Annotated in this window: 16 protein-coding genes and 1 tRNA gene; 9 read left to right on the top strand and 8 right to left on the bottom strand. The window is 68.6% G+C overall.

Going from position 1 to position 19,165, the window contains the following annotated elements; genetic code table 11:
* Positions 1-170 precede the first annotated feature (170 nt).
* Positions 171-1,508, top strand: coding sequence for an oligosaccharide flippase family protein (locus AC3IF3_RS07305; RefSeq protein WP_489228018.1), 1,338 nt, complete (start codon positions 171-173; stop codon positions 1,506-1,508).
* 269 nt (positions 1,509-1,777) lie between these two features.
* Here the strand turns inward: AC3IF3_RS07305 and AC3IF3_RS07300 are convergent, their stop codons facing one another.
* Both AC3IF3_RS07300 and AC3IF3_RS07295 read right to left on the bottom strand, forming a co-directional pair.
* On the bottom strand, positions 1,778-2,791 hold the full coding sequence (locus tag AC3IF3_RS07300) for an SDR family oxidoreductase (protein ID WP_489220283.1): 1,014 nt from the start codon (positions 2,789-2,791) through the stop codon (positions 1,778-1,780).
* Positions 2,792-2,943: 152 nt separating this feature from the next.
* A complete protein-coding gene (locus AC3IF3_RS07295; protein WP_489228017.1) occupies positions 2,944-4,374 on the bottom strand; it encodes a mannose-1-phosphate guanylyltransferase/mannose-6-phosphate isomerase in 1,431 nt (476 codons plus the stop codon).
* 198 nt (positions 4,375-4,572) lie between these two features.
* On the opposite strand from AC3IF3_RS07295, the gene selA reads away from it, so the two are divergent.
* A complete protein-coding gene (selA, locus tag AC3IF3_RS07290; RefSeq protein ID WP_489228016.1) occupies positions 4,573-6,048 on the top strand; it encodes an L-seryl-tRNA(Sec) selenium transferase in 1,476 nt (491 codons plus the stop codon).
* 117 nt (positions 6,049-6,165) lie between these two features.
* Entirely contained in the window at positions 6,166-6,636 is a 471-nt protein-coding gene (locus tag AC3IF3_RS07285) for a MarR family winged helix-turn-helix transcriptional regulator (protein WP_489228015.1), read from the top strand.
* A 10-nt stretch (positions 6,637-6,646) separates the two neighbouring features.
* On the opposite strand, the gene AC3IF3_RS07280 is transcribed toward AC3IF3_RS07285, so the two are convergent.
* The 5 genes from AC3IF3_RS07280 to AC3IF3_RS07260 all read right to left on the bottom strand — a co-directional run bounded on the left by AC3IF3_RS07280 (position 6,647) and on the right by AC3IF3_RS07260 (position 11,855).
* The gene (locus AC3IF3_RS07280) at positions 6,647-7,984 is read right to left on the bottom strand and encodes a pentapeptide repeat-containing protein (RefSeq protein WP_243973204.1); all 1,338 of its coding nucleotides are present in this window, start codon (positions 7,982-7,984) and stop codon (positions 6,647-6,649) included.
* Positions 7,985-8,089: 105 nt separating this feature from the next.
* Positions 8,090-10,408 (bottom strand): FdhF/YdeP family oxidoreductase, encoded by a 2,319-nt coding sequence (locus tag AC3IF3_RS07275; protein WP_489228014.1) that lies wholly within the window; start codon positions 10,406-10,408, stop codon positions 8,090-8,092.
* A gap of 145 nt (positions 10,409-10,553) precedes the next feature.
* Complete coding sequence (locus tag AC3IF3_RS07270; RefSeq protein ID WP_243973194.1) at positions 10,554-10,841, bottom strand: MTH1187 family thiamine-binding protein; 288 nt, start codon at positions 10,839-10,841, stop codon at positions 10,554-10,556.
* Between the two features lie 52 nt (positions 10,842-10,893).
* Positions 10,894-10,967 (bottom strand) — tRNA-Gly (locus tag AC3IF3_RS07265).
* 45 nt (positions 10,968-11,012) lie between these two features.
* On the bottom strand, positions 11,013-11,855 hold the full coding sequence (locus AC3IF3_RS07260) for a 3-oxoadipate:acetyl-CoA acetyltransferase (RefSeq protein WP_489228012.1): 843 nt from the start codon (positions 11,853-11,855) through the stop codon (positions 11,013-11,015).
* Between the two features lie 176 nt (positions 11,856-12,031).
* Between AC3IF3_RS07260 and aroQ the strand changes: the two genes are divergently transcribed.
* The 3 genes from aroQ to pyrC all read left to right on the top strand — a co-directional run bounded on the left by aroQ (position 12,032) and on the right by pyrC (position 14,416).
* Positions 12,032-12,481 carry a type II 3-dehydroquinate dehydratase gene (aroQ, locus tag AC3IF3_RS07255; protein ID WP_489228010.1) on the top strand — a complete coding sequence of 150 codons (450 nt, stop codon included), beginning with the start codon at positions 12,032-12,034 and terminating at the stop codon, positions 12,479-12,481.
* Positions 12,482-12,622: 141 nt separating this feature from the next.
* Positions 12,623-13,324 (top strand): orotate phosphoribosyltransferase, encoded by a 702-nt coding sequence (locus tag AC3IF3_RS07250; RefSeq protein WP_243973187.1) that lies wholly within the window; start codon positions 12,623-12,625, stop codon positions 13,322-13,324.
* Positions 13,325-13,336: 12 nt separating this feature from the next.
* Entirely contained in the window at positions 13,337-14,416 is a 1,080-nt protein-coding gene (gene pyrC, locus AC3IF3_RS07245; protein ID WP_489228008.1) for a dihydroorotase, read from the top strand.
* A 74-nt stretch (positions 14,417-14,490) separates the two neighbouring features.
* On the opposite strand, the gene AC3IF3_RS07240 is transcribed toward pyrC, so the two are convergent.
* Entirely contained in the window at positions 14,491-14,715 is a 225-nt protein-coding gene (locus tag AC3IF3_RS07240) for an antitoxin MazE family protein (protein ID WP_243973183.1), read from the bottom strand.
* Positions 14,716-14,820: 105 nt separating this feature from the next.
* Between AC3IF3_RS07240 and AC3IF3_RS07235 the strand changes: the two genes are divergently transcribed.
* The 3 genes from AC3IF3_RS07235 (at position 14,821) to ilvN (ending at position 19,158) form a co-directional block, all read left to right on the top strand.
* A complete protein-coding gene (locus tag AC3IF3_RS07235; protein ID WP_489228006.1) occupies positions 14,821-16,266 on the top strand; it encodes an amidase in 1,446 nt (481 codons plus the stop codon).
* Between the two features lie 419 nt (positions 16,267-16,685).
* On the top strand, positions 16,686-18,461 hold the full coding sequence (locus tag AC3IF3_RS07230) for an acetolactate synthase 3 large subunit (RefSeq protein WP_489228004.1): 1,776 nt from the start codon (positions 16,686-16,688) through the stop codon (positions 18,459-18,461).
* A 154-nt stretch (positions 18,462-18,615) separates the two neighbouring features.
* A complete protein-coding gene (gene ilvN / locus AC3IF3_RS07225) occupies positions 18,616-19,158 on the top strand; it encodes an acetolactate synthase small subunit (RefSeq protein ID WP_243973177.1) in 543 nt (180 codons plus the stop codon).
* Positions 19,159-19,165 lie beyond the last annotated feature (7 nt).

Here is a 19,165-nt window from a genome sequence, read left to right as displayed (position 1 = left end):
ATGCGCCTCAAATAAAACATTTATCTAACGATAAGATGTCGAGCCAAATTTGAGCTGGGATATGGGAAGTGGGCCTCGTATTGCATATCGCCACGAGATCAATTCCGATTTGAGCACGAGATGAATGATGCACAGGGTTATCGACAGGACGATACGAATGGGGACAGGTAATGCGCGAGCGTAAGCTTTTTACTGACGGTGCGCTTCTCTATTTTGCTCATATATCTCGATATGTATTTCCGCTAATCATTATTCCCCTGCTCGCGCGGCAGCTCGGGGCGGAGCGCTACGGCATCGTGCTCGTAGGACTTTCAATGGCGACGCTCGTCAGTTTGATTGTCGAATTCGGTTTTAACGTGTCCGGGACCCGCGATCTTGCCGCGCACGATGTGTCTAAGATTGACGAAGTCGTATCGTCAATCTTGACGGCCAAGCTGATCCTCATGGTTCCGGCGATCGCCTTTGGTTTATTTACGATATTCAGCTCGCCGGTGCTGCGCAATGCACCAATGGTCGGTGGATTATCGATCGTCTATGGCCTCCTCCAGGGAACGAACCTGCTGTGGTATTTTCGGGCTCGCGGACGAATGGCGCTGGTGGTCAAAATCGAGTTGGTGGCGCAAATATTGAACATCATACTCATCGTAAGTTTCGTCAAGAATGAGGACGCTTATATCTATGTCATTCTGTTCTACGTTTTAGCGTCGCTGTTAACTCTGTGTATCACCGGCGTTATGTTGGCTCGTGATGTTAAAGTAAGAATCGCGTCCTGGGCGTCTGCGATAGGCGCACTTCGCGGCGGCGGCGCCATCTTCGTCCTCACCGGTGCGGTCGCAGCCTATACGGCCGCGTCAGGTCTGGTGCTCGGGTGGCTGTCGACCCCCGATCAGGTCGGCTTCTTCGGGCCGGCCGACAAGCTGATCAATGCGGGTTTGCAACTCCTGAATCCCCTCTCGACCTTGCTGTTGCCGCATATGACGCGAGAACTCCGGAGCAACCCGGACCAAGCTTACGCTTTGCTCAAGCGCACGACATTTCTGCTCACGGTCGGTTCGTTTCTGGCATCCATCGTGGTCCTGTTTCTAGGACCATTCATCATGAATATTTTTTTGGGACATAGCTATGGCGAAGCGGGGCGCATATTTTCCGTGCTCGGATTGACGCTTCCGCTCGGGACCATCAGTTATTGCTTGAGCATGCTCCTGCTTCTGCCGGCGAGGAAGGATTTCTCCGTAACGTCGATCGCGATCATTGGCGGTGCCGTCAATCTGGTCTGTGCGTTGGTTTTGACGCCGGGCAATGGTGCGATGGGTATGGCCATAAGCCGCGTGATCGCCGAATTCGCGATCGCTGTGATGACGGTGATTGTGACCATAAGGAGTGGATTGTGGCGTGATATCTGGAGCGCTCGCCCCTCCGGCGCGACCGAAATTTGGCGCTTTGGGCGCTTTCAGGATCTAAAGAGAAAGCTTTTACAGTTCCCGATAACATTCCGATCGGGGCTATAAGTCCGCTCGTTCAAAAGCGTGGATGCGACGGCGGCTGATCGTGCGGTGAACCAGATCAACTGTTATTTCGGGTCAGATGGTGGGTGAGGTCGGCTGGCCGCCTGACGAGGCGGCCGGCGAAATCTTCAGGTGACGTCTTCCGAAGTGTTGGCTGAGCCATCTCCTCCTCCATGTGTCTTATGACGGCTGGACGCGCGGCAGCGGAACGACTCGCCTATCCGGGACCGGTCCGCATCGATGCCCGGCGGTCGATCGGGTGAGGCCGGTAATTATCCGCGCCGTCGACGACTGGCGGCGCCGCCGGCGATCGCCAGCGCGGTGACCGCGCTGAGGCCCAGGAGCCCCGCCGCCGCGGCCATCGGGTGCAGGCTTGCCCGCGTGTACGCGCTGGTCCGCATGACGGGGACCGGCGGGTCGCCGCGTGTGATCCCGGCCGGCACCGGCGCATGCAGGGCGCCGTCCGAATTGCGCGGTGGGATGCCGCGCTTCTGCAGGGCGACGATCGCGGCGGAGATGTGATCGTATGCGCCGGGGGCGAGCGCCTTGCCCGCCGTGAAGGCCTTGCCGGCGCCCCCCACGACGATGTCGCGCTTCGGGCGCACGGCCGCATGCAGGATGGCGTTCGCGACCTCCTCGGGCGGGTAGATCGGCGGCGGCAGGCTCGGCTCCCGATCCATGTAGTTGCGCGCCCGCTGGGGCAGGGGCGTATCGATCGAGGCCGGCTTGATCAGCGTGACCGAGACCGGCGCGTTCTCGTAGATCAGCTCCATGCGCAGGGCGTCGGTGAAGCCCTTCACGGCGTGCTTCGAGGCCGCGTACATGCCTTGGTACGGGAAGGCCAAATCCGATGCGATGCTGCCGACGTTGATGAGCGCGCCGCCATGCTGACGCAGATGCTCCGTCGCCACCAGGGATCCGAACACCGTTCCCCAGAAGTTGGTCCGGATCAGGCGCTCGTGGTCCGCATCGCTGATCTCGCGCAGCCGGCCGTAGATCGAGGCGCCGGCCACGTTCACCCAGGTGTCGAAACCGCCGAAGGTCGCCTCGGCCCGGTCGGCGACCGCCTGCACGTCCGCGCGGGTGCCGACATCGGCAACGACGTGGATCGCCTTGCCGCCGACGCCTTCGATCTCGACCTGGATGCGCGCCAGGGCGTCGCCGCTGCGCGCCGCTAGGACGACCCGGGCCCCGCGTTCGGCGGCCATGCGGGCGGTGGCTAGGCCGATGCCCGACGACGCGCCGGTGATTACGACGACCTGCTCGCGGAGCGGCTTATGCTTCATGGGTCTTCCCCGATGCCTCGATGCGCGTCCGCCGCCGGCGGCTGTCATGCATTCGGCTATCGATCGGGGGCGCGGCATGTTCCGGGCACGCCCGGGGGGATCGCGTCGCAGGGGCGGCCCCGCCCCGGCGCTGAGCGCCGGCGTAGCGCGCCCTAGCGCCCGTAGATATCCTCGACGCGGATGATGTCGTCCTCGCCGGTGTAGGAGCCGACCTGGACCTCGATCAGCTCCAGGGGGATCTTGCCCGGGTTGGCCAGGCGATGCATCGAGCCGATCGGCAGGTAGATCGCCTCGTTCTCGTGGACCAGAACCACCCGATCGTCGATCGTCACCTCGGCGGTGCCGCGCACCACCACCCAGTGCTCGGCCCGGTGGAAGTGCTTCTGCAGTGACAGCCGCCCCCCCGGCACCACCTGGATCCGCTTCACCTGGAACCGCTCGCCGATGTCGATCCGCTGGTACCAGCCCCAGGGCCGGTACATCCGCAGATGCGCGTCCGCCTCCGGTTCGCCGGCCGCCCGCAGCGCGTTGACCAGCTCCTTGACCTGACCCGAATGCGCCTTGGACGCCACCAGCACCGCGTCGGGGGTGGACACCACCACCACGTCCTCCAGGCCGACCACCGCGGTCAGCCCGCCGCCCTCGCTGTGCACGAGGCTGTTCCGCGTCCCGATCAGCGAGACCCGGCCGCGCACCGCGTTGCCGGCCGCGTCATGCTCCAGCACCTGCCAGACCGCGTCCCAGGTGCCGACATCCGACCACGGGAACGACACCGGCAGCACCCCGGCCCGGGCGGTCCGCTCCATCACCGCGTAGTCGATCGAGATCTTGGGCGCCTTCGCGAAGGCCTCGGCATCGAGCCGCACGAAGTCGAGGTCGGTCACCGCCGCCTCCAGGGCCGCGCGGGCGGCCGCCAGCACCTCGGGGGCGAACGCCTCGAGCTCGGCCAGCATCAGGTCGGCGCGGAACAGGAAGTAGCCGGAGTTCCACAGGGCACCCTCGGCGATCAGCGCCTCGGCGCCGGACCGGTCGGGCTTCTCGACGAAGCGGGCAACCCGGGCCGCGCCCGGGGCCTCCGGGATCGGCTCGCCGCGGCGGATGTAGCCGTAATCGGTGGCCGGCCGGTCGGGCTCGATGCCGAGCGTCATGGTGTAGCCGGCCCGGGCCCCGGCGGCGGCGCGGGCGACCGCCTCGACGAAGGCGGCGGTGTCGGGCACGACGTGGTCGGCGGCCATGATCAGGACCACGGCCTGCGGGTCGCGCGCCCCGGCGTGGAGCGCGGCCACCGCCACGGCGGCGGCGCTGTCGCGCCCCTGCGGCTCGAGCAGGATGTCGGCGGAAAGCCCGAGCTGGTCGCGCTGCTCGGCGACGATGAACCGGGCCTCGGCCGAGGCGATCACCGTCGGCCGGGCGAACACCGCCGCGTCCGACACCCGCGCCAGGGTCGCCTGGAAGGTCGAGGCTTGCGCATCCACCAGCCGGGCGAACTGCTTGGGCATGCTCTCCCGCGAGGCCGGCCACAGCCGCGTCCCCGTCCCGCCGCACAGGATCATCGGGTGGATCGGGGCAGAAGATCGGGACATGGCGGCGTCTCCCGCTGGAGGTGTGCAAGACGGCGTGATTGCCCGGTCCGGGCCACCCCGCAAGGGTGCTGAATGCGGTCGCCCGCCGTTTTCTGGATCTGCCCTTACCGTCGGCCCGGGAATGGAACAACCTGCGCGTATTATCCGCGGCGTATCGGGCTGGCCTGAAGCAGGCGGATCGTTATCTCTGGTCGCACGATGCCGTCATCCGCCAAAAGCTCCTCCCCCCAGATCCGTCCGGCCACCGCCGACGCGACGCAGAACCCGCGCCGGATCCCGGCGGTCGAACGTCTGCTCGGCGGCGCCGCGCCGGAGGATCTCGCGGTCTACGGGCGCACAGCCCTCACCGAGGCGATCCGCGCCGTGCTCGCCCGCATCCGGACCGAAGGTGGCCCCGTGCCGGACGAGGCGGCGATCCGGGCGGAAGCGACCGGGCGGCTCGCCGCCGAGCGCCGCTCCTCCCTGCGGCTGGTCTTCAACCTGACCGGCACGGTTTTGCACACCAACCTGGGGCGCGCGCTGCTGCCGCGCTCGGCCGCCGAGGCGGTGGCCGCCGTGATGGTGCAGGCGAGCAACCTCGAATTCGATCTCGGGACCGGCGCCCGGGGCGAGCGGGACGACCATGTCGAGGGTCTGATCTGCCGCCTGACCGGCGCCGAGGCCGCGGTTGTCGTCAACAACAACGCGGCGGCGGTTTTGCTGGTGCTGAACGCCCTCGCCATGCGCAAGGAGGTCGTGGTCTCCCGCGGCGAGCTCGTGGAGATCGGCGGCTCGTTCCGGGTCCCGGATGTGATGGTGCGGGCCGGCTGCCGCCTGCGCGAGGTCGGGACCACCAACCGCACCCATCTGCGCGATTACGCCGAGGCGATCGGCCCGCGCACCGGCCTCGTGATGAAGGTGCATCCGAGCAACTACGCCATCGCGGGCTTCACCGCCGCCGCCGACCCGGCCGACCTGCACGGCCTCTGCCGCGCGCGCGGCGTGCCGCTGGCCGAAGATCTGGGCAGCGGCAGCCTCGTCGATCTCGCCGCCTACGGCCTGCCGCCCGAGCCCACCGTCCGGGGAGCCCTGGAGCGGGCCGACCTCGTGACGTTCAGCGGCGACAAGCTCCTGGGCGCGGTCCAGTGCGGCATCGTGGCTGGCCGGAAGGACCTGATCGCCCGCGTGCGCAAGAATCCGCTGAAGCGGGCATTGCGGGTCGACAAGATGACCTACGCGGCCCTCGAAGCCGTGCTGCGCCTCTATCTCCACCCCGAGCGGCTGGCCGAGGAATTGCCGACCCTGCGGCTGCTCACCCGGGATCGCGCGGGGATCACCGCGCAGGCCGAGCGCCTCGCCCCCGCGGTGGCCGAGCGCGTTGCCGGCTGGGCGCATGTCTCGGTCATGGACTGCATCAGCCAGATCGGGTCCGGGGCGCTGCCGGTGGAGACCCTGCCCAGCGCCGCCCTGGTCTTGACCCCGGCTCCGGCCGATGGGGCCGCGCGCCGGGGCGCTGGGGGGCGGTGCAAGCGCCTCGCGGAGCGCCTGCGCGCCTTGCCCGTACCGGTGATCGGCCGCATCAGCGACGACGCGATCCTCCTCGACCTGCGCACGCTGGAGGACGAAGCCGGTCTCCTCGCCAGCTTGGCGGCGGTCGTGCCGCCCACGGCGGGGTCACGAACCGCAGAGGATTAGTCGGGAAATGAATTGCGCGATTGAAGCTCGTGCGCCGGCTTCATGGGTTGTGGTATAACGGGATGCCCGCGGTCGCGGTCGAGAATGGCGGTGCCTGGACCGCGATAGGCGAACGACATGGTGTACACTGCCGACACGGCGGAGGTTGAGCGCGAGACGGACCCGCTCCTCCTCGACAATCAGCTATGCTACGCGCTCTACGCGGCCGCGCACCGGATGACGAAATCCTACCGGCCGCTCCTGGAGCGGCTCGGTCTCACCTATCCACAATATCTCGTGCTGCTGGTGCTCTGGGAGCAGGATGGCGTCACCGTCTCGGAGATCGGCCGGCGGTTGCGCCTCGATTCCGGCACGCTCACGCCCGTGCTGAAGCGCCTGGAGAGCGCGGGGTTCCTGCTGCGCACCCGCCGCCAATCGGACGAGCGCGAGGTCGAGATCGCGCTGACGCCGACGGGCGCCGCGCTGCGCGCCGAGGCCGTCTCGGTCCGCCAGAGCGTCATGTGCCAGCTCGAACTCAGCGAGCCCGAGATCCGGGCGCTGCGCAAGGATCTCAGCCTCGTGATCGAGCGGCTCTGCGACAACGAGTGAGGGCCGGCCCTCACCGGCGCAGGCGGTTGCCGAGGACGAACCCGTAGAGCCCCATCAGGATGATGCCGACCGCGCCTTCGAGGCCGACCAGCAGGTTGGTGACGCGGCCGGTGGGCTTGAGGCCGATCTCCGGCGGGTTCGCGGTCATCATGTTGAGGGCGCTGTAGCTCAGGAGATCGAGGGGATTGTAGGTCGGCCCCGCCTCCGGCCCCTCCAGGATGATCAGGCCGCCGGTCAGCCCGTAGAGGCCGCCGAACACCACGATCAGCAGCGCGAAGGCCCGGGCGATGCGCGAGAGGCTCTCACCGTAATCGCACAGCCACTCGACGAACCGGTCGGCGCTCCAGCGGTAGCCGTGCCGCAGGACCGCGGCCCAGTCGCGCCCGTTCCAGGCGTCGCGGGCCTGCCGGCCGGCGTGGAACCGGCCCATCCGGCGGCCGCGCTTGTAGGCCCAGCTCGCCGCGTCGTGGCTGCCGATGCTCTTCCAGTTCTGCTCAAGGGCGAGGTAGCTCGTCTGCGCGGCCTCGTAGGCGCCCACGACCTCCTCGCCCACGGCACCGCCGAGCTGCTCGACGCTCATCCGCGTTCCATTGAGCCACGCGCCGGAGAAGCGGGCATGCCGCAGGCTGCATGTGGCGAGGTTCAGCCGCACGAGGTCGGTGTCCGACAGGTCGGCGCCGGAGAGATCCGCCCCATCGAGCTTCGCCCCGGTGAAGTTCGCCCCGCGCAGGCGCGAGCCCGCCAGCGTCGCCTTCGCGAGGCTGGCGCCGGCGAAATCCGCGTGGGTCAGGTTCGCGTCGGCGAGCTTGGCCTCGTCGAGGCGCGCGTCCCGGAAGACGGTGTCGTCGGCATCCGCCCCGGTGAAATCGGCCCCCCAGAGGTCGGCTTCCGCGAAGTCCGTCCCGTCGAGGAGCGCCCCGGACAGGTTGGCAAACCGCATCGCGGCCTTCCCGAAGCGGGCATCCTCCAGCATCGCGCCGGCGAACTTCACCTGTCCGGCGACGATGCCGGTGAAATCCGCCCCCGACAGATCGGCGTCCGACAGATCCGCCGCCTCCAGGATCGCCCCCGCGAACCGGGTCGAGCGGCCGACGACGCCCGTGAGGTTGGCCCCGCGCAGGTTCGCCCCCGAGAGATCCGCCTCCTCCATGCGGGCCTTGGACAGATCCGCATCAGCGAGGGGGAGACCGCCGGATTCCGGATCCCCCGCGTGTGGCGCGAGGGTCCCGGCGCGCAGATGCGAGAGGTCGAGGCCCGGCTCACGGACGGGCGCGCCCGCCGCGATCCGGTCCATAAGGTTGCACAGCCGCTTGTCTGCCTGCGCGTCCGGTGGTGTCGGCTGATCCATCGCCGTTCCTTGCCGGAGCGCAGGGCATCACGCCAGAGCATTGGCCCGGCTATCGTCGCAGGTGTCGCCCCGGTGTCTGACCCGGGGCGACGTCGGATGGCCCGTTCAGGCCGTCCGGGCCGCGGCGTTCACCCGAACGGTGATCGCCTTGGCGGCCGGCGTCTTGGACTGCTCGTCGTAGTGCCAGAGCGGCAGCAGGACGTTCAACTCCGGATAGTAGCCGCCGCAATTCCCCTCGGGGATGTCGTAGGCGATCACCCGCAGCCCGCCCACGCGGCGCGTCACCTGATCGCCGGCCTCCGTCTCGACATCGACACCGCCGCCATCGGTGAGGCCGAGCCGGGCGATGTCCCGGCGGTTCATGAACAGCACCGAACGAGTGCCCTTCACGCCGCGGAAACGGTCGTCGTAGCCGTAGACCGTGGTGTTGAACTGGTCGTTGGACCGGAGGGTGATGAGGTCGAGCACGTTCGGCCCCCGGGCCGGCAGGTCCGGATCGGCCTCGAGGCCGGCGGGCACCGCGAAATTCGCCTTGCCCGTTTCGGTCTCCCATTTGCGGTCGCGGGCACCGAGGGGCTTGGTCAGGCCGCCGGGCCGGAACATCTGCCCGTTCAGGTCGTGGAACACCTTCGGGTAGGTCGCCTCGATGGCGTCGCGCACGCGGCCGTAATCGGCGACCCAGGACGTCCAGTCGATCCGCGGGTTCGCGGGCAGGGTCGCCTTGGCGATCTCTGCCACGATCCAGGGCTCGGAGCGCACCTCCGGGCCGACCGGTTCGGCCACGCCCCGGGATCCGTGGAAGCGCGCGGTGGAATCCTCCATCGAGACCGCCTGGGGACCGCTGGCCTGCTGGTCGATCTCGATCCGACCGAGGCAGGGCAGGATGTAGGCCACGGCGCCGTTCACGAGATGCGAGCGGTTGAGCTTTGTCGAGATCTGCACGGTCAGGCGCTGCCGCCGCCAGGCCGGCTCCATCCGCCCGGTATCGGGGATCGCGCGCAGGAAATTGCCGCCGAGGCTGACGAAGGCCTTCACGCTGCCGTCGAGCACGCCCTCGCAGGTCTCGACCGTATTGAGCCCCTTCTCCCGCGGCGGCTCGAAATCGTAGAGTTCCTTCAGCTTGTCGAGGGGAGCCAGTTCCGGCTTCTCGGTGATGCCGACTGTGCGCTGGCCCTGGACGTTCGAATGGCCCCGCACCGGGCAGATCCCGGCGCCGGGCTTGCCGATGTTGCCGCGCAGCAGCAGCAGGTTGACCAGCATCCGCACGGTCTCGGTGCCCTTGCGGTGCTGGGTCAGCCCCATCCCGTAGATGCCGATCACCGCCTTGGCACGGGCATAGGCCGCCGCCGCGGCTTCGAGGGCGGCGCGGGTGAGGCCGGAGCGCCGCTCGATCGCCGTCCAGTCCTGCCCGTCGCAGAAGGCCACGAACTCGTCGAAGCCGTGGGTGTGCTCGGCGATGAAGGCGTGGTCGAGGATGGCCGGGCGGCCGGCCGCGGCGGCGTCCCGATCCAGGGCCAGCAGGGTCTTGCACAGGCCGGTGAGCGCCGCGAGATCGCCGCCCGCCTTCACCTGGTGATACTGCGTGGAGATCTTGGTGGCGGAGCGCGTCACCATCTCAACCGGCGATTGCGGGTTGGTGAAGCGTTCCAGCCCGCGTTCGCGCAGCGGGTTGAAGGTGATGACCTGCGCGCCCCGGCGCCGGGCCTCCTGCAGCGGGTGGAGCATCCGCGGCGCATTGGAGCCGACATTCTGGCCGAAGAAGAAGATCAGGTCGGTGGTCTCGAAATCCTCCAGCAGGACCGTGCCCACCGGCGCGCCGATCGATTGCGGCAGCGCCACCGAGGTCGGCTCGTGGCACATGTTTGAGGAATCCGGCAGGTTGTTGTTGCCGTAGAGGCGCGCCATCAGCGCCCACATGTAGCTGGTCTCCAGGGAGGCCCGGCCGGAGGCGTAGAACACCACCGACTTCGGATCCTCCTGGCGCAGGGCCTTCAGCTCCCGGCCGATCTCGCCGAGGGCCTCCGACCACGGGACGGGCCGGTAGCGATCGGTCCCCGGATCGTAGCGCATGGGATGGGTCAGGCGGCCCTGCTCCTCCAGGGCGTAGTCGCTCCAGCCGAGCAGTTCGGTGACGGTATGTTCGGCGAAGAAGTCCGGGGTGGCCCGCCGCCGGGTTTGCTCCCAGGCGGTCGCCTTGGCGCCGTTCTCGCAATACTCGAAGGCGAGCGGCTTGGCGGGCTTCGCCCAGGCGCAGGACGTGCACATGAACCCGTCCGGCTTGTTCTGCTTCAGCAGCATCGCCGAGCCGGTGACCGGCACGCCCTCGCGGGTGAGGATCTCGACCAGGGAACGGGCGGAACCCCAGCCGCCGGCCGGGCCGTCATAGGGTTCGATCCGCACGTCGCCCGTTTCCTGATCGCTCATGCCGTTCTCCTGCCGGCACGTCTATGACCGGATAAGGGGAACGCGCGAGGCGCGGATCAGATCGGGGGTGCGTCGCCGCGGCGGCCGGTGCCCCGTCCGGCCGGGCCGCGCGTCGATGCCGGCCGGGTGAAACGCAGCGGCCGCGTCAGGAGACGGCCGCGAGCTTGTCGGCCATGGATTGGTCCTTGTCCCGGCGGGACGAGAAGATCAACGTGAAGAAGGTGCGCTGGACGCCCATCGCGGCGAGTTTCGCCTCGCAGCGCTCCGCCAGCGCGCAGATCTCGGCAAGCTCGCCCTCGATGTTGGTGCCGTTGGGGTGCATCGTGGCGACGAGGCCGCTCGCCTCGATGATCGCCTTGATCTCACGCACGTAGGGCGAGACCGACGGGCCCACGCCCATCGGCACGATGCACAGGTCGGCGGATACCTTCATGGCGGTGCGTCCCGAGAGGATGCCGGGCGGTTCGGCCGTCAGGGAAAGGGGATGGAGCGGGTACCGGGAATCGAACCCGGGTATTCAGCTTGGAAGGCTGCTGCTCTACCATTGAGCTACACCCGCGCGGGCGGTTCGTTAGCACGCCGGCCGGCCCGTGAGAAGGTGGCCTCAGGCGAGTCCGAGGGCGGCCCGGGCCTCGGCGGGCGTCGCCACCCGGCGGCCGTGGCGGGCGACGGCCTCGGCTGCCAGGCCCACCAGCTCGGCGTTACTCGCCGCCAGCCTTTCCTTCGTCACCCGGACGTTGTCCTCCAGCCCGGTGCGCACCGCGTCCGCGCCGCGGGCCAGCGCCCAGTCCATCACCACGGCCTGGTTGCGGCCGATCCCGGCGGCCGTCCAGGTCGCCTCCGGCAGGATCCGGCGCGTCTCGGCGAGCAGGATGTCGAGGAGATGCGCCTCGGCCGGCATCGCGTTCTGGACGCCCAGGACGAATTGCACGTGCGGGCGCGCATCGATCAGGCCGGCCTCGACCAGCCGCTTCGCCCCGTGCAGGTGCGAGAGGTCGAAGATCTCGATCTCGGGGCGGACGCCGTGCCGCTTCATCTGCCCGGCGAGGTCGGCGACGAGGCTCGCGGAATTCTCGTACACGATGGTCGGGAAGTTCACCGAGCCGGTGGACAGGGAGGCCATGTCGGGCCGATGCGCGAGCGAGAGGCCGCGCGAAGCCGGATCGCGCCCGCGCCCGCCGGTGGAGAACTGGACGATCATGTCCGGGCAGTGCCTGCGCAGCCCCTCCTGCACGGCGGCGAATTTCTCCGGGTCGGAGGAGGGGGATTCGTCGTCGTTGCGCACATGGATGTGGCAGAGCGTGGCGCCGGCCTCGAACGCCTGATGGGTCGATTCGATCTGTTCCGCGACGGTGACCGGCACGGCCGGGTTGTCCGTCTTGCGCGGCACCGAGCCGGTGATCGCCACCGCGATCACCACGGGCGCCTCGCTCCGGGATCCTGTCATCCGCGTGTCCTCCCTGGTCTCTCGTCTCGTTCGGGCTTGGGATAGCGCCGGGCGCCGCGGATCTGAACCGCCCGGAGCGGGCGTCGGGGCCGGGCGCGGGACAACTTCGGCCGGATGACAGGCCGGACTTGTGTCTTGCCGGCGCTTGCCGCACCTCTCGGAACGCGAGGCCCCCGATGAACGACACGATCCTGGTCCTGAACGGGCCGAACCTGAACCTGCTCGGCCAGCGTCAGCCGGAGATCTACGGGCGCGCGACGCTGGCCGACGTCGAGGCCCTGTGCCGCGAGGCCGCCGCCGCCCACGGCCTCAGCGCGGAATGCCGGCAGAGCAACGCCGAGCACGTGCTGATCGACGCGATCCACGAATTCCGCACCGGGTCGGCCGGGATCGTCATCAACGCGGGCGCCTACACCCACACCTCCGTGGCGATCCTCGACGCGCTCAACGCCTGCGAGGTGCCGGTGATCGAGTGCCACATCTCCAACGTCCATCGGCGCGAGGCCTTCCGCCACCACTCCTATGTCTCGCTCGCCGCGACAGCCGTGCTGGCCGGCTTCGGGACGCATGGCTACGCGCTCGCCATCCGGCACCTCGCGCATCTGCGGGCCGACAGGACCGCGTGAAGCGCGGATAGCGCGCCGCGCAGGGTTGACGCTGGCGGAGACAGGGCGGAGGAGGGCGGTCAGGCCCTTATCGAACGCGTTCTCCCCGGCCGGACTGGTCTTCCAGCCCCGGGGAGCGCCCAAGCGGAGCGCGCACGCCGCATGACCAGCCCCTTCCTGCCCCTCGACCGGGCCGTCATCGCCCGCGAGGCGGCCAAGATGTTCCTCGAGATCGGTGCGGTGCTCTTCTACAAGGACGAGCCGTTCAAGTTCACCTCCGGCTGGGCGAGCCCGGTCTACACCGACAGCCGCAAGATCATCTCGTATCCGCGCCTGCGCGCGACGCTGATGGATTTCGCCACCGCCACGATCGTGCGCGAGATCGGCTACGAGCAGCTCACCCACATCGCGGGCGGCGAGACCGCCGGCATCCCCTTCGCCGCCTGGATCGCCGACCGGATGATGCTGCCGATGCAGTATATCCGCAAGAAGCCCAAGGGCTTCGGCCGCAACGCCCAGATCGAGGGCGCGGTCGTCGAGGGCGCGCGCACGCTGCTGGTCGAGGACCTCGCCACGGACGGGCGCAGCAAGGTCAATTTCGTCAAGGCCCTGCGCGATGCGGGCGCCCAGGTCGATCACTGCTTCGTGCTGTTCTACTACGACATCTTCCCCGACAGCGCGGCGCTGATGCAGGAGATCGGCATCAAGCTCCACGCCCTCACCACGTGGCGGGACGTGCTGGCGGTCGCCAAGGAGATGGGCACCTTCGACCCGAAGACGCTCGCCGAGGTCGAAAGTTTTCTCAATGCGCCGGCAGAATGGTCGGCGGCTCATGGCGGCATTTCTTCGTTCGGCCAGGCCTGAGGGGTTTTCGCGATGGGCGTCGCCGACCTGTTCCCTGCCGAGCGCCAGGAGTCGAAGCCGGTCGACCGGATCACGATCCGCCGTCCCGACGACTGGCATATCCACCTGCGCGACGGCGCGATGCTGAAGGCGGTGCTGCCCTATACGGCGGCGCAGTTCGCCCGGGGCATCATCATGCCGAACCTCGTGCCGCCGGTGACCACGGTGGCGGCTGCGCGGGCCTATCGCGAGCGCATCTTGGCGGCGCTGCCCGCGGGCATGGATTTCACCCCGCTGATGACCTGCTACCTCCGGGACGACACCGACCCGGACGAGATCGAGCGCGGCTTCACGGACAAGGTCTGGGTCGCCGCCAAGCTGTACCCGGCCGGCGCGACCACCAACTCGCATGCGGGCGTCACCGACCTGATCGGGATCGCCCCCGTGCTCGAGCGGATGGAGCGGATCGGCATGCCGCTGCTGATCCACGGCGAGGCCACCGACCCGGAGATCGACATCTTCGACCGGGAGGCCGCCTTCATGGAGGGCAGCCTGATCCCGCTGCTCGCCCGCCACCAGGGCCTCAAGGTCACGGTGGAGCACGCCACCACGGCGGAGATCCTCGACGTGGTCCGGGAGAACCGGAGCCGGTGCGCCGCCACGATCACGCCGCACCACCTCGTGATCAACCGGACCCACATCTTCCAGGGCGGGCTGCGGCCGCACCTCTACTGCCTGCCCGTGGCCAAGCGCGAGCGGCACCGCGTGGCCCTGCGCAGGGCGGCAACCTCGGGCGAGGCCTACTTCTTCCTGGGCACCGACACCGCCCCGCATGTCCGCGGCGCCAAGGAGGCGGCCTGCGGCTGCGCCGGCGTGTTCTGCGGGCCGTCCGCGCTCCAGACCTACGTACAGGTATTCGACGAGGAGGGGGCGCTCGACCGGTTCGAGGCCTTCGCCTCCCTCAACGGCGCGCGCTTCCATGGGCTGGAGCCGAATGCCGGGACCGTGACTCTCGAACGGCGGCCGGGCCGCGTCGCCGAGGCGGTGGCGGTGGAGGATACGGCGGTGGTGGTGTTCCGGGGGGAGGAGACGCTGCCCTGGTCGGTGGCGTAGCGGGAGCGACCGACTTCGGCAGATCCGCTCCGTCGTAAAGGGCCGTCTGCGCTCGCAATGACGATGGTGCTGCCTCAGGCGGTATTCCAAACGGACACGGCATCGATGAAAGCCTGATCCTCCGTTGCGCCCCCGCACTCAGCGACGGCGCGGGATTGGCGATGCGCCTCGGCCTCGAATGCGGGTGCCTGCACGGCAGGCATCAAGAGCTGAACGGGTTGCAATCCCTGAGCGCGGAGCCGCGCACGGTCATTGCGTAACTTCGCGCGTGCAGATCGGGCGTTGGACACGGGCGGCATGTCGTGCGCGCTCCTCAGCGGCGATCCGTAACCTAAGTGGCGGCAGAGGGCTTGCGAACGCCTTTGACGCGGCCACCGCTCGCACTGATTTGGAGACGGCGTACGATGCAGGATAGGCGACCGGACGGCATCACCGCCATGGGTGCCGTGGACCTCTCCGCCGCCATCCGCGGCCGGGTCGTCTCCTGCGCCGAGGTGATGCGCGCCTATCTGGAGCGGATCCACCGGCTCAACCCGCAGGTGAACGCCATCGTGGCCCTGCGGGACGACGCGGCGCTCCTGAAGGAGGCCGAGGCCGCGGACGCCACCCTGGCCCGCGGCGAGGCCGTCGGCCCGCTGCACGGCTTTCCGCTGGCCGTGAAGGATCTCGACCCGGTGCGCGGCCTGCGCTTCACGCAGGGCTCGCCGATCTTCGCCGACCGGATCGCGGAGACGGATTCGATCATGGTGGCCCGCTTGCGCGCCGCCGGGGCGCTCTTCATCGGCAAGACCAACGTGCCCGAATTCGGCCTCGGCTCGCACAGCTTCAACCCGGTCTACGGCACCACCGTCAATCCCTACGATCCGACCAAGAGCGCGGGCGGGTCGAGCGGCGGCGCCGCGGTGGCGGTGGCCCTGCGGATGCAACCGGTCGCCGACGGCAGCGACCATGCCGGGTCACTGCGCAACCCGCCGGCCTTCAACAATTGCTACGGCCTGCGCCCGAGCTGGGGCCGCATCCCCGCCGAGGCCAAGGATGTGTTCAGCCCGGCTCTCGGCGTGCTCGGAGCGATCGGCCGCACGCCCGCCGATATCGGCCTGATGCTCTCGGTCAAGGCGGGCTACGATCCGCGCGGCCCGAATTCCATCCGCCAGGACCCGTCCGCCTTCGCGAACCCGCTCGCCCGCGACTTCCGCGGCACCCGGATCGCGTGGCTCGGCGATTGCGGCGGCCAGATCCCGTTCGATCCCGGCGTCTTGGAGCTCGGGCGCTCCGCGCTGACCACCTTCGTCGAGATCGGCTGCACCGTCGAGGAGGCGGTGCCGCGCTTCGACATGGAGCAGCTCTGGCAGGACTGGCTGGTGCTGCGGGCGCTCACCGTCGCGGCGGCGCTCCGCCCGTTCTACGACGAGCCCCGGCATCGGGCGCTGCTCAAGCCGGAGGCGGCCTGGGAGGTGGAACGGGGTCTCGCCCTCGGGGCCGACCGGATCATCGCGGCCCTCGAAGGGCGTACGCGCTGGTACGAGACCCTGCGCCGCTTCATGGAGGCCTACGACTACCTCGTGATGCCGACAACGCAGGTCTTCCCCTTCGACAAGACCCTGCGCTGGCCCGAGACCGTCGGCGGGCGGGCGATGGACACCTACCATCGCTGGATGCAGACGGTGATCCCCGTGACCATGGCGGGCCTGCCGGCGCTGGACGTCCCGGCCGGGTTCGGCGCGGCCGGATTGCCCACCGGCATCCAGATCGTCGGCCGCAACCACGGCGAACTGGCCTGCCTGCAGCTCGGCGCCGCCTACGATGCCGCGAGCAACTGGGTCCGGCGATATCCACCGCCGCTGAACTGAAGGCGCAGCCCCACCCCCAAACCGGCGCAACCGGATGCACGGATGCGTTGACCGGCTCCGCGCACTCGGCTAAGAGGCCCGACACTCCGCGCGCCAACCATGACCCGTTCCGGATCATGCGGCCGTCGCGGAGCAGGTTCGGATATCCGATGTCCACGGTCCTTATTGTAGCGCCAGCGTCACCGACGGGGCGGCCCTAAACGAGGGTCGCAATCCGGACGGTGGCGCATGCAGGGTCCCTCGGGGCCCTTTTTTGTTGCCTGCGTCAGGGCCGGCGGGACGGGACGGATATTCGAGGCGATCGGCACTTTCGGGCGAGGCGGAGACCGCCCCGCGGGACGAGGGTGCGACGAGAGAGGACGGGGCAGGGCGGCGGTCCGGAGGATCGCCGTGGCCCCGCTGAGCGCGAGGAGACGAGCATGGGCGGCGAGGTCATGACCGGGGCCGAGATGGTCATCCGGGCCTTCCAGGATCAGGGTGTCGATACGCTGTTCGGGTATCCCGGCGGCGCCGTACTGCCGATCTACGACGCGCTGTTCCACCAGAACGCCGTCAAGCACATCCTCGTCCGCCACGAGCAGGGTGCGGTCCACGCCGCGGAGGGCTATGCACGCTCCTCCGGCAAGGTCGGCTGCGTCCTCGTCACCTCGGGTCCCGGCGCCACCAACATCGTCACCGGCCTGACCGACGCCATGCTGGATTCGATCCCGCTGGTCTGCATCACCGGCCAGGTCCCGACGCACCTGATCGGCACCGACGCCTTCCAGGAATGCGACACAGTCGGCATCACGCGCCACTGCACGAAGCACAATTACCTGGTCAAATCGATCGACGACCTGCCGCGCATCCTGCACGAGGCGTTCTACGTCGCGGCGAACGGCCGGCCCGGCCCGGTCGTGGTCGACCTGCCCAAGGACATCCAGTTCGCCTCCGGCCTCTACGAGCGCCCCGAGATCGCGAGCCACAAGACCTACCGCCCGGCCGTGAAGGGCGATTCCGACCGGATCCGCGCGGCCGTCGAGCTGATGGCGACGGCGCGCCGGCCGGTGTTCTACACCGGCGGCGGCGTGATCAATTCCGGCCCGGAGGCCTCGCGCCTGCTGCGCGAGCTCGTCCGCGAGACCGGCTTCCCGATCACCTCGACCCTGATGGGGCTGGGCGCCTATCCGGGCACGGACGAGAAGTTCCTCGGCATGCTCGGCATGCACGGGACCTACGAGGCCAACCTCGCGATGCACGAGTGCGACGTGATGATCTGCGTCGGCGCCCGGTTCGACGACCGGATCACCGGCCGGCTCGACGCGTTCTCGCCGTTCTCCAAGAAGATCCACATCGACGTCGACGCCTCCTCGATCAACAAGGTCGTGAAGGTCGATATCGGGATCATCGGCGATTGCGGCTCGGTGCTCGCCGACATGCTGGAGGCGTGGCGCGCCCTGCCGTCGCGGCCCGAGCGGTCGAACCTCGACCCGTGGTTCCAGAAGATCGGCGCCTGGAAGGCGCGCGACTGCCTCGCCTACTGGCCGTCGGGCACGATCATCAAGCCGCAATACGCGGTCCAGCGCCTCTACGAGGCCTGCAAGGACCGCGAGACCTACATCACCACGGAGGTCGGCCAGCATCAGATGTGGGCCGCCCAGTACTTCAAGTACGACGAGCCGAACCGCTGGATGACCTCCGGCGGCCTAGGCACCATGGGCTACGGCCTGCCGGCCGCGATCGGCACCCAGCTCGCCCATCCGGACGGGCTGGTGATCGACATCGCCGGCGAAGCCTCGATCCTGATGAACATGCAGGAAATGTCGACGGCGGTTCAGTACCGGCTGCCGGTCAAGGTGTTCATCTTGAACAACGAGTACATGGGCATGGTCCGGCAGTGGCAGGAGCTGCTGCATGGCTCGCGCTACTCGCAGAGCTACTCGGAGAGCCTGCCGGACTTCGTGAAGCTCGCGGAGGCCTACGGCGCCAAGGGCATGCGCTGCGAGAAGCCGGGCGACCTCGACGGCGCCATCGCCGAGATGCTCGCCCATGACGGCCCGGTGATCTTCGACTGCATCGTCGACAAGACCGAGAACTGCTTCCCGATGATCCCGTCGGGCAAGGCGCACAACGAGATGCTCCTGTCCGACTACCTCGGCGAGACCGGCGTCGAACTCGGCGACGTGATCTCCGAGGAAGGCAAGATGCTGGTGTAACGGGCCGAGATCCCAGGACTGATCGCAACTATCCTGGTTTCAAAAGGTCGAGACCTTTTGCGGGTGCAGGGCTTAAGCCCCGCTGTCGGGCTCCGCCCCGACACCCCGCCGAAGGGCAAGCCCTTCGGAAATCCCGACGAGGACGAAGCCGGCCATGAACGCGATGAACACCCACTATCCCGACGCCGGCCGCGTCGAGCCGGTGAACCGGCACACGCTGGCCGTGATCGTCGACAACGAGCCCGGTGTGCTGGCCCGCATCTCCGGCCTGTTCTCCGGTCGGGGCTACAACATCGAGAGCCTGACGGTCTCGGAGACCGAGGAGGCGCGCCACATCTCGCGCATCACCATCGTCACCACGGGCACCAACGCGGTGATTGACCAGATCAAGGCCCAGCTCGACCGGCTGGTGCCGGTGCATCGGGTGGTGGACCTGACGCTCCAGGGCAACGCCCTCGAGCGCGAGATCTGCCTCGTGAAGGTGAAGGGCGAGGGCGAGCACCGCAGCGAGGCCCTGCGGCTCGCCGCCGCTTTCGGCGCCAAGACGCTGGATGCCACGCTCAACTCCTTCGTGTTCGAGCTGACCGGCGCCACCGAGGAGATCGACCGGTTCGTGCGGCTGATGAGCGTGATCGGGCTGGTGGAGATCTGCCGGACCGGTATCTCCGCGATGGGGCGCGGGGCGGAGCCGCTGTAGGAACCGG

This window comes from Methylobacterium sp. J-118 (assembly GCF_057836565.1).
The sequence above is the reverse complement of the archived record's forward strand: the minus strand, read 5'-3'. Positions and strand labels throughout refer to the sequence as shown.

Coding starts and splice junctions, on each gene's coding strand:
- AC3IF3_RS07250 (WP_243973187.1), top strand. CDS start 12,623: ATGACCAGCCCCTTCCTGCCCCTCGACCGGGCCGTCATCGCCCGCGAG.
- AC3IF3_RS07300 (WP_489220283.1), bottom strand. CDS start 2,791: ATGAAGCATAAGCCGCTCCGCGAGCAGGTCGTCGTAATCACCGGCGCG.
- AC3IF3_RS07235 (WP_489228006.1), top strand. CDS start 14,821: ATGCAGGATAGGCGACCGGACGGCATCACCGCCATGGGTGCCGTGGAC.
- AC3IF3_RS07230 (WP_489228004.1), top strand. CDS start 16,686: ATGGGCGGCGAGGTCATGACCGGGGCCGAGATGGTCATCCGGGCCTTC.
- AC3IF3_RS07240 (WP_243973183.1), bottom strand. CDS start 14,715: ATGCCGCCCGTGTCCAACGCCCGATCTGCACGCGCGAAGTTACGCAAT.
- AC3IF3_RS07260 (WP_489228012.1), bottom strand. CDS start 11,855: ATGACAGGATCCCGGAGCGAGGCGCCCGTGGTGATCGCGGTGGCGATC.
- pyrC (WP_489228008.1), top strand. CDS start 13,337: ATGGGCGTCGCCGACCTGTTCCCTGCCGAGCGCCAGGAGTCGAAGCCG.
- AC3IF3_RS07305 (WP_489228018.1), top strand. CDS start 171: ATGCGCGAGCGTAAGCTTTTTACTGACGGTGCGCTTCTCTATTTTGCT.
- aroQ (WP_489228010.1), top strand. CDS start 12,032: ATGAACGACACGATCCTGGTCCTGAACGGGCCGAACCTGAACCTGCTC.
- AC3IF3_RS07295 (WP_489228017.1), bottom strand. CDS start 4,374: ATGTCCCGATCTTCTGCCCCGATCCACCCGATGATCCTGTGCGGCGGG.
- AC3IF3_RS07270 (WP_243973194.1), bottom strand. CDS start 10,841: ATGAAGGTATCCGCCGACCTGTGCATCGTGCCGATGGGCGTGGGCCCG.
- AC3IF3_RS07275 (WP_489228014.1), bottom strand. CDS start 10,408: ATGAGCGATCAGGAAACGGGCGACGTGCGGATCGAACCCTATGACGGC.
- AC3IF3_RS07285 (WP_489228015.1), top strand. CDS start 6,166: ATGGTGTACACTGCCGACACGGCGGAGGTTGAGCGCGAGACGGACCCG.
- ilvN (WP_243973177.1), top strand. CDS start 18,616: ATGAACGCGATGAACACCCACTATCCCGACGCCGGCCGCGTCGAGCCG.
- AC3IF3_RS07280 (WP_243973204.1), bottom strand. CDS start 7,984: ATGGATCAGCCGACACCACCGGACGCGCAGGCAGACAAGCGGCTGTGC.
- selA (WP_489228016.1), top strand. CDS start 4,573: ATGCCGTCATCCGCCAAAAGCTCCTCCCCCCAGATCCGTCCGGCCACC.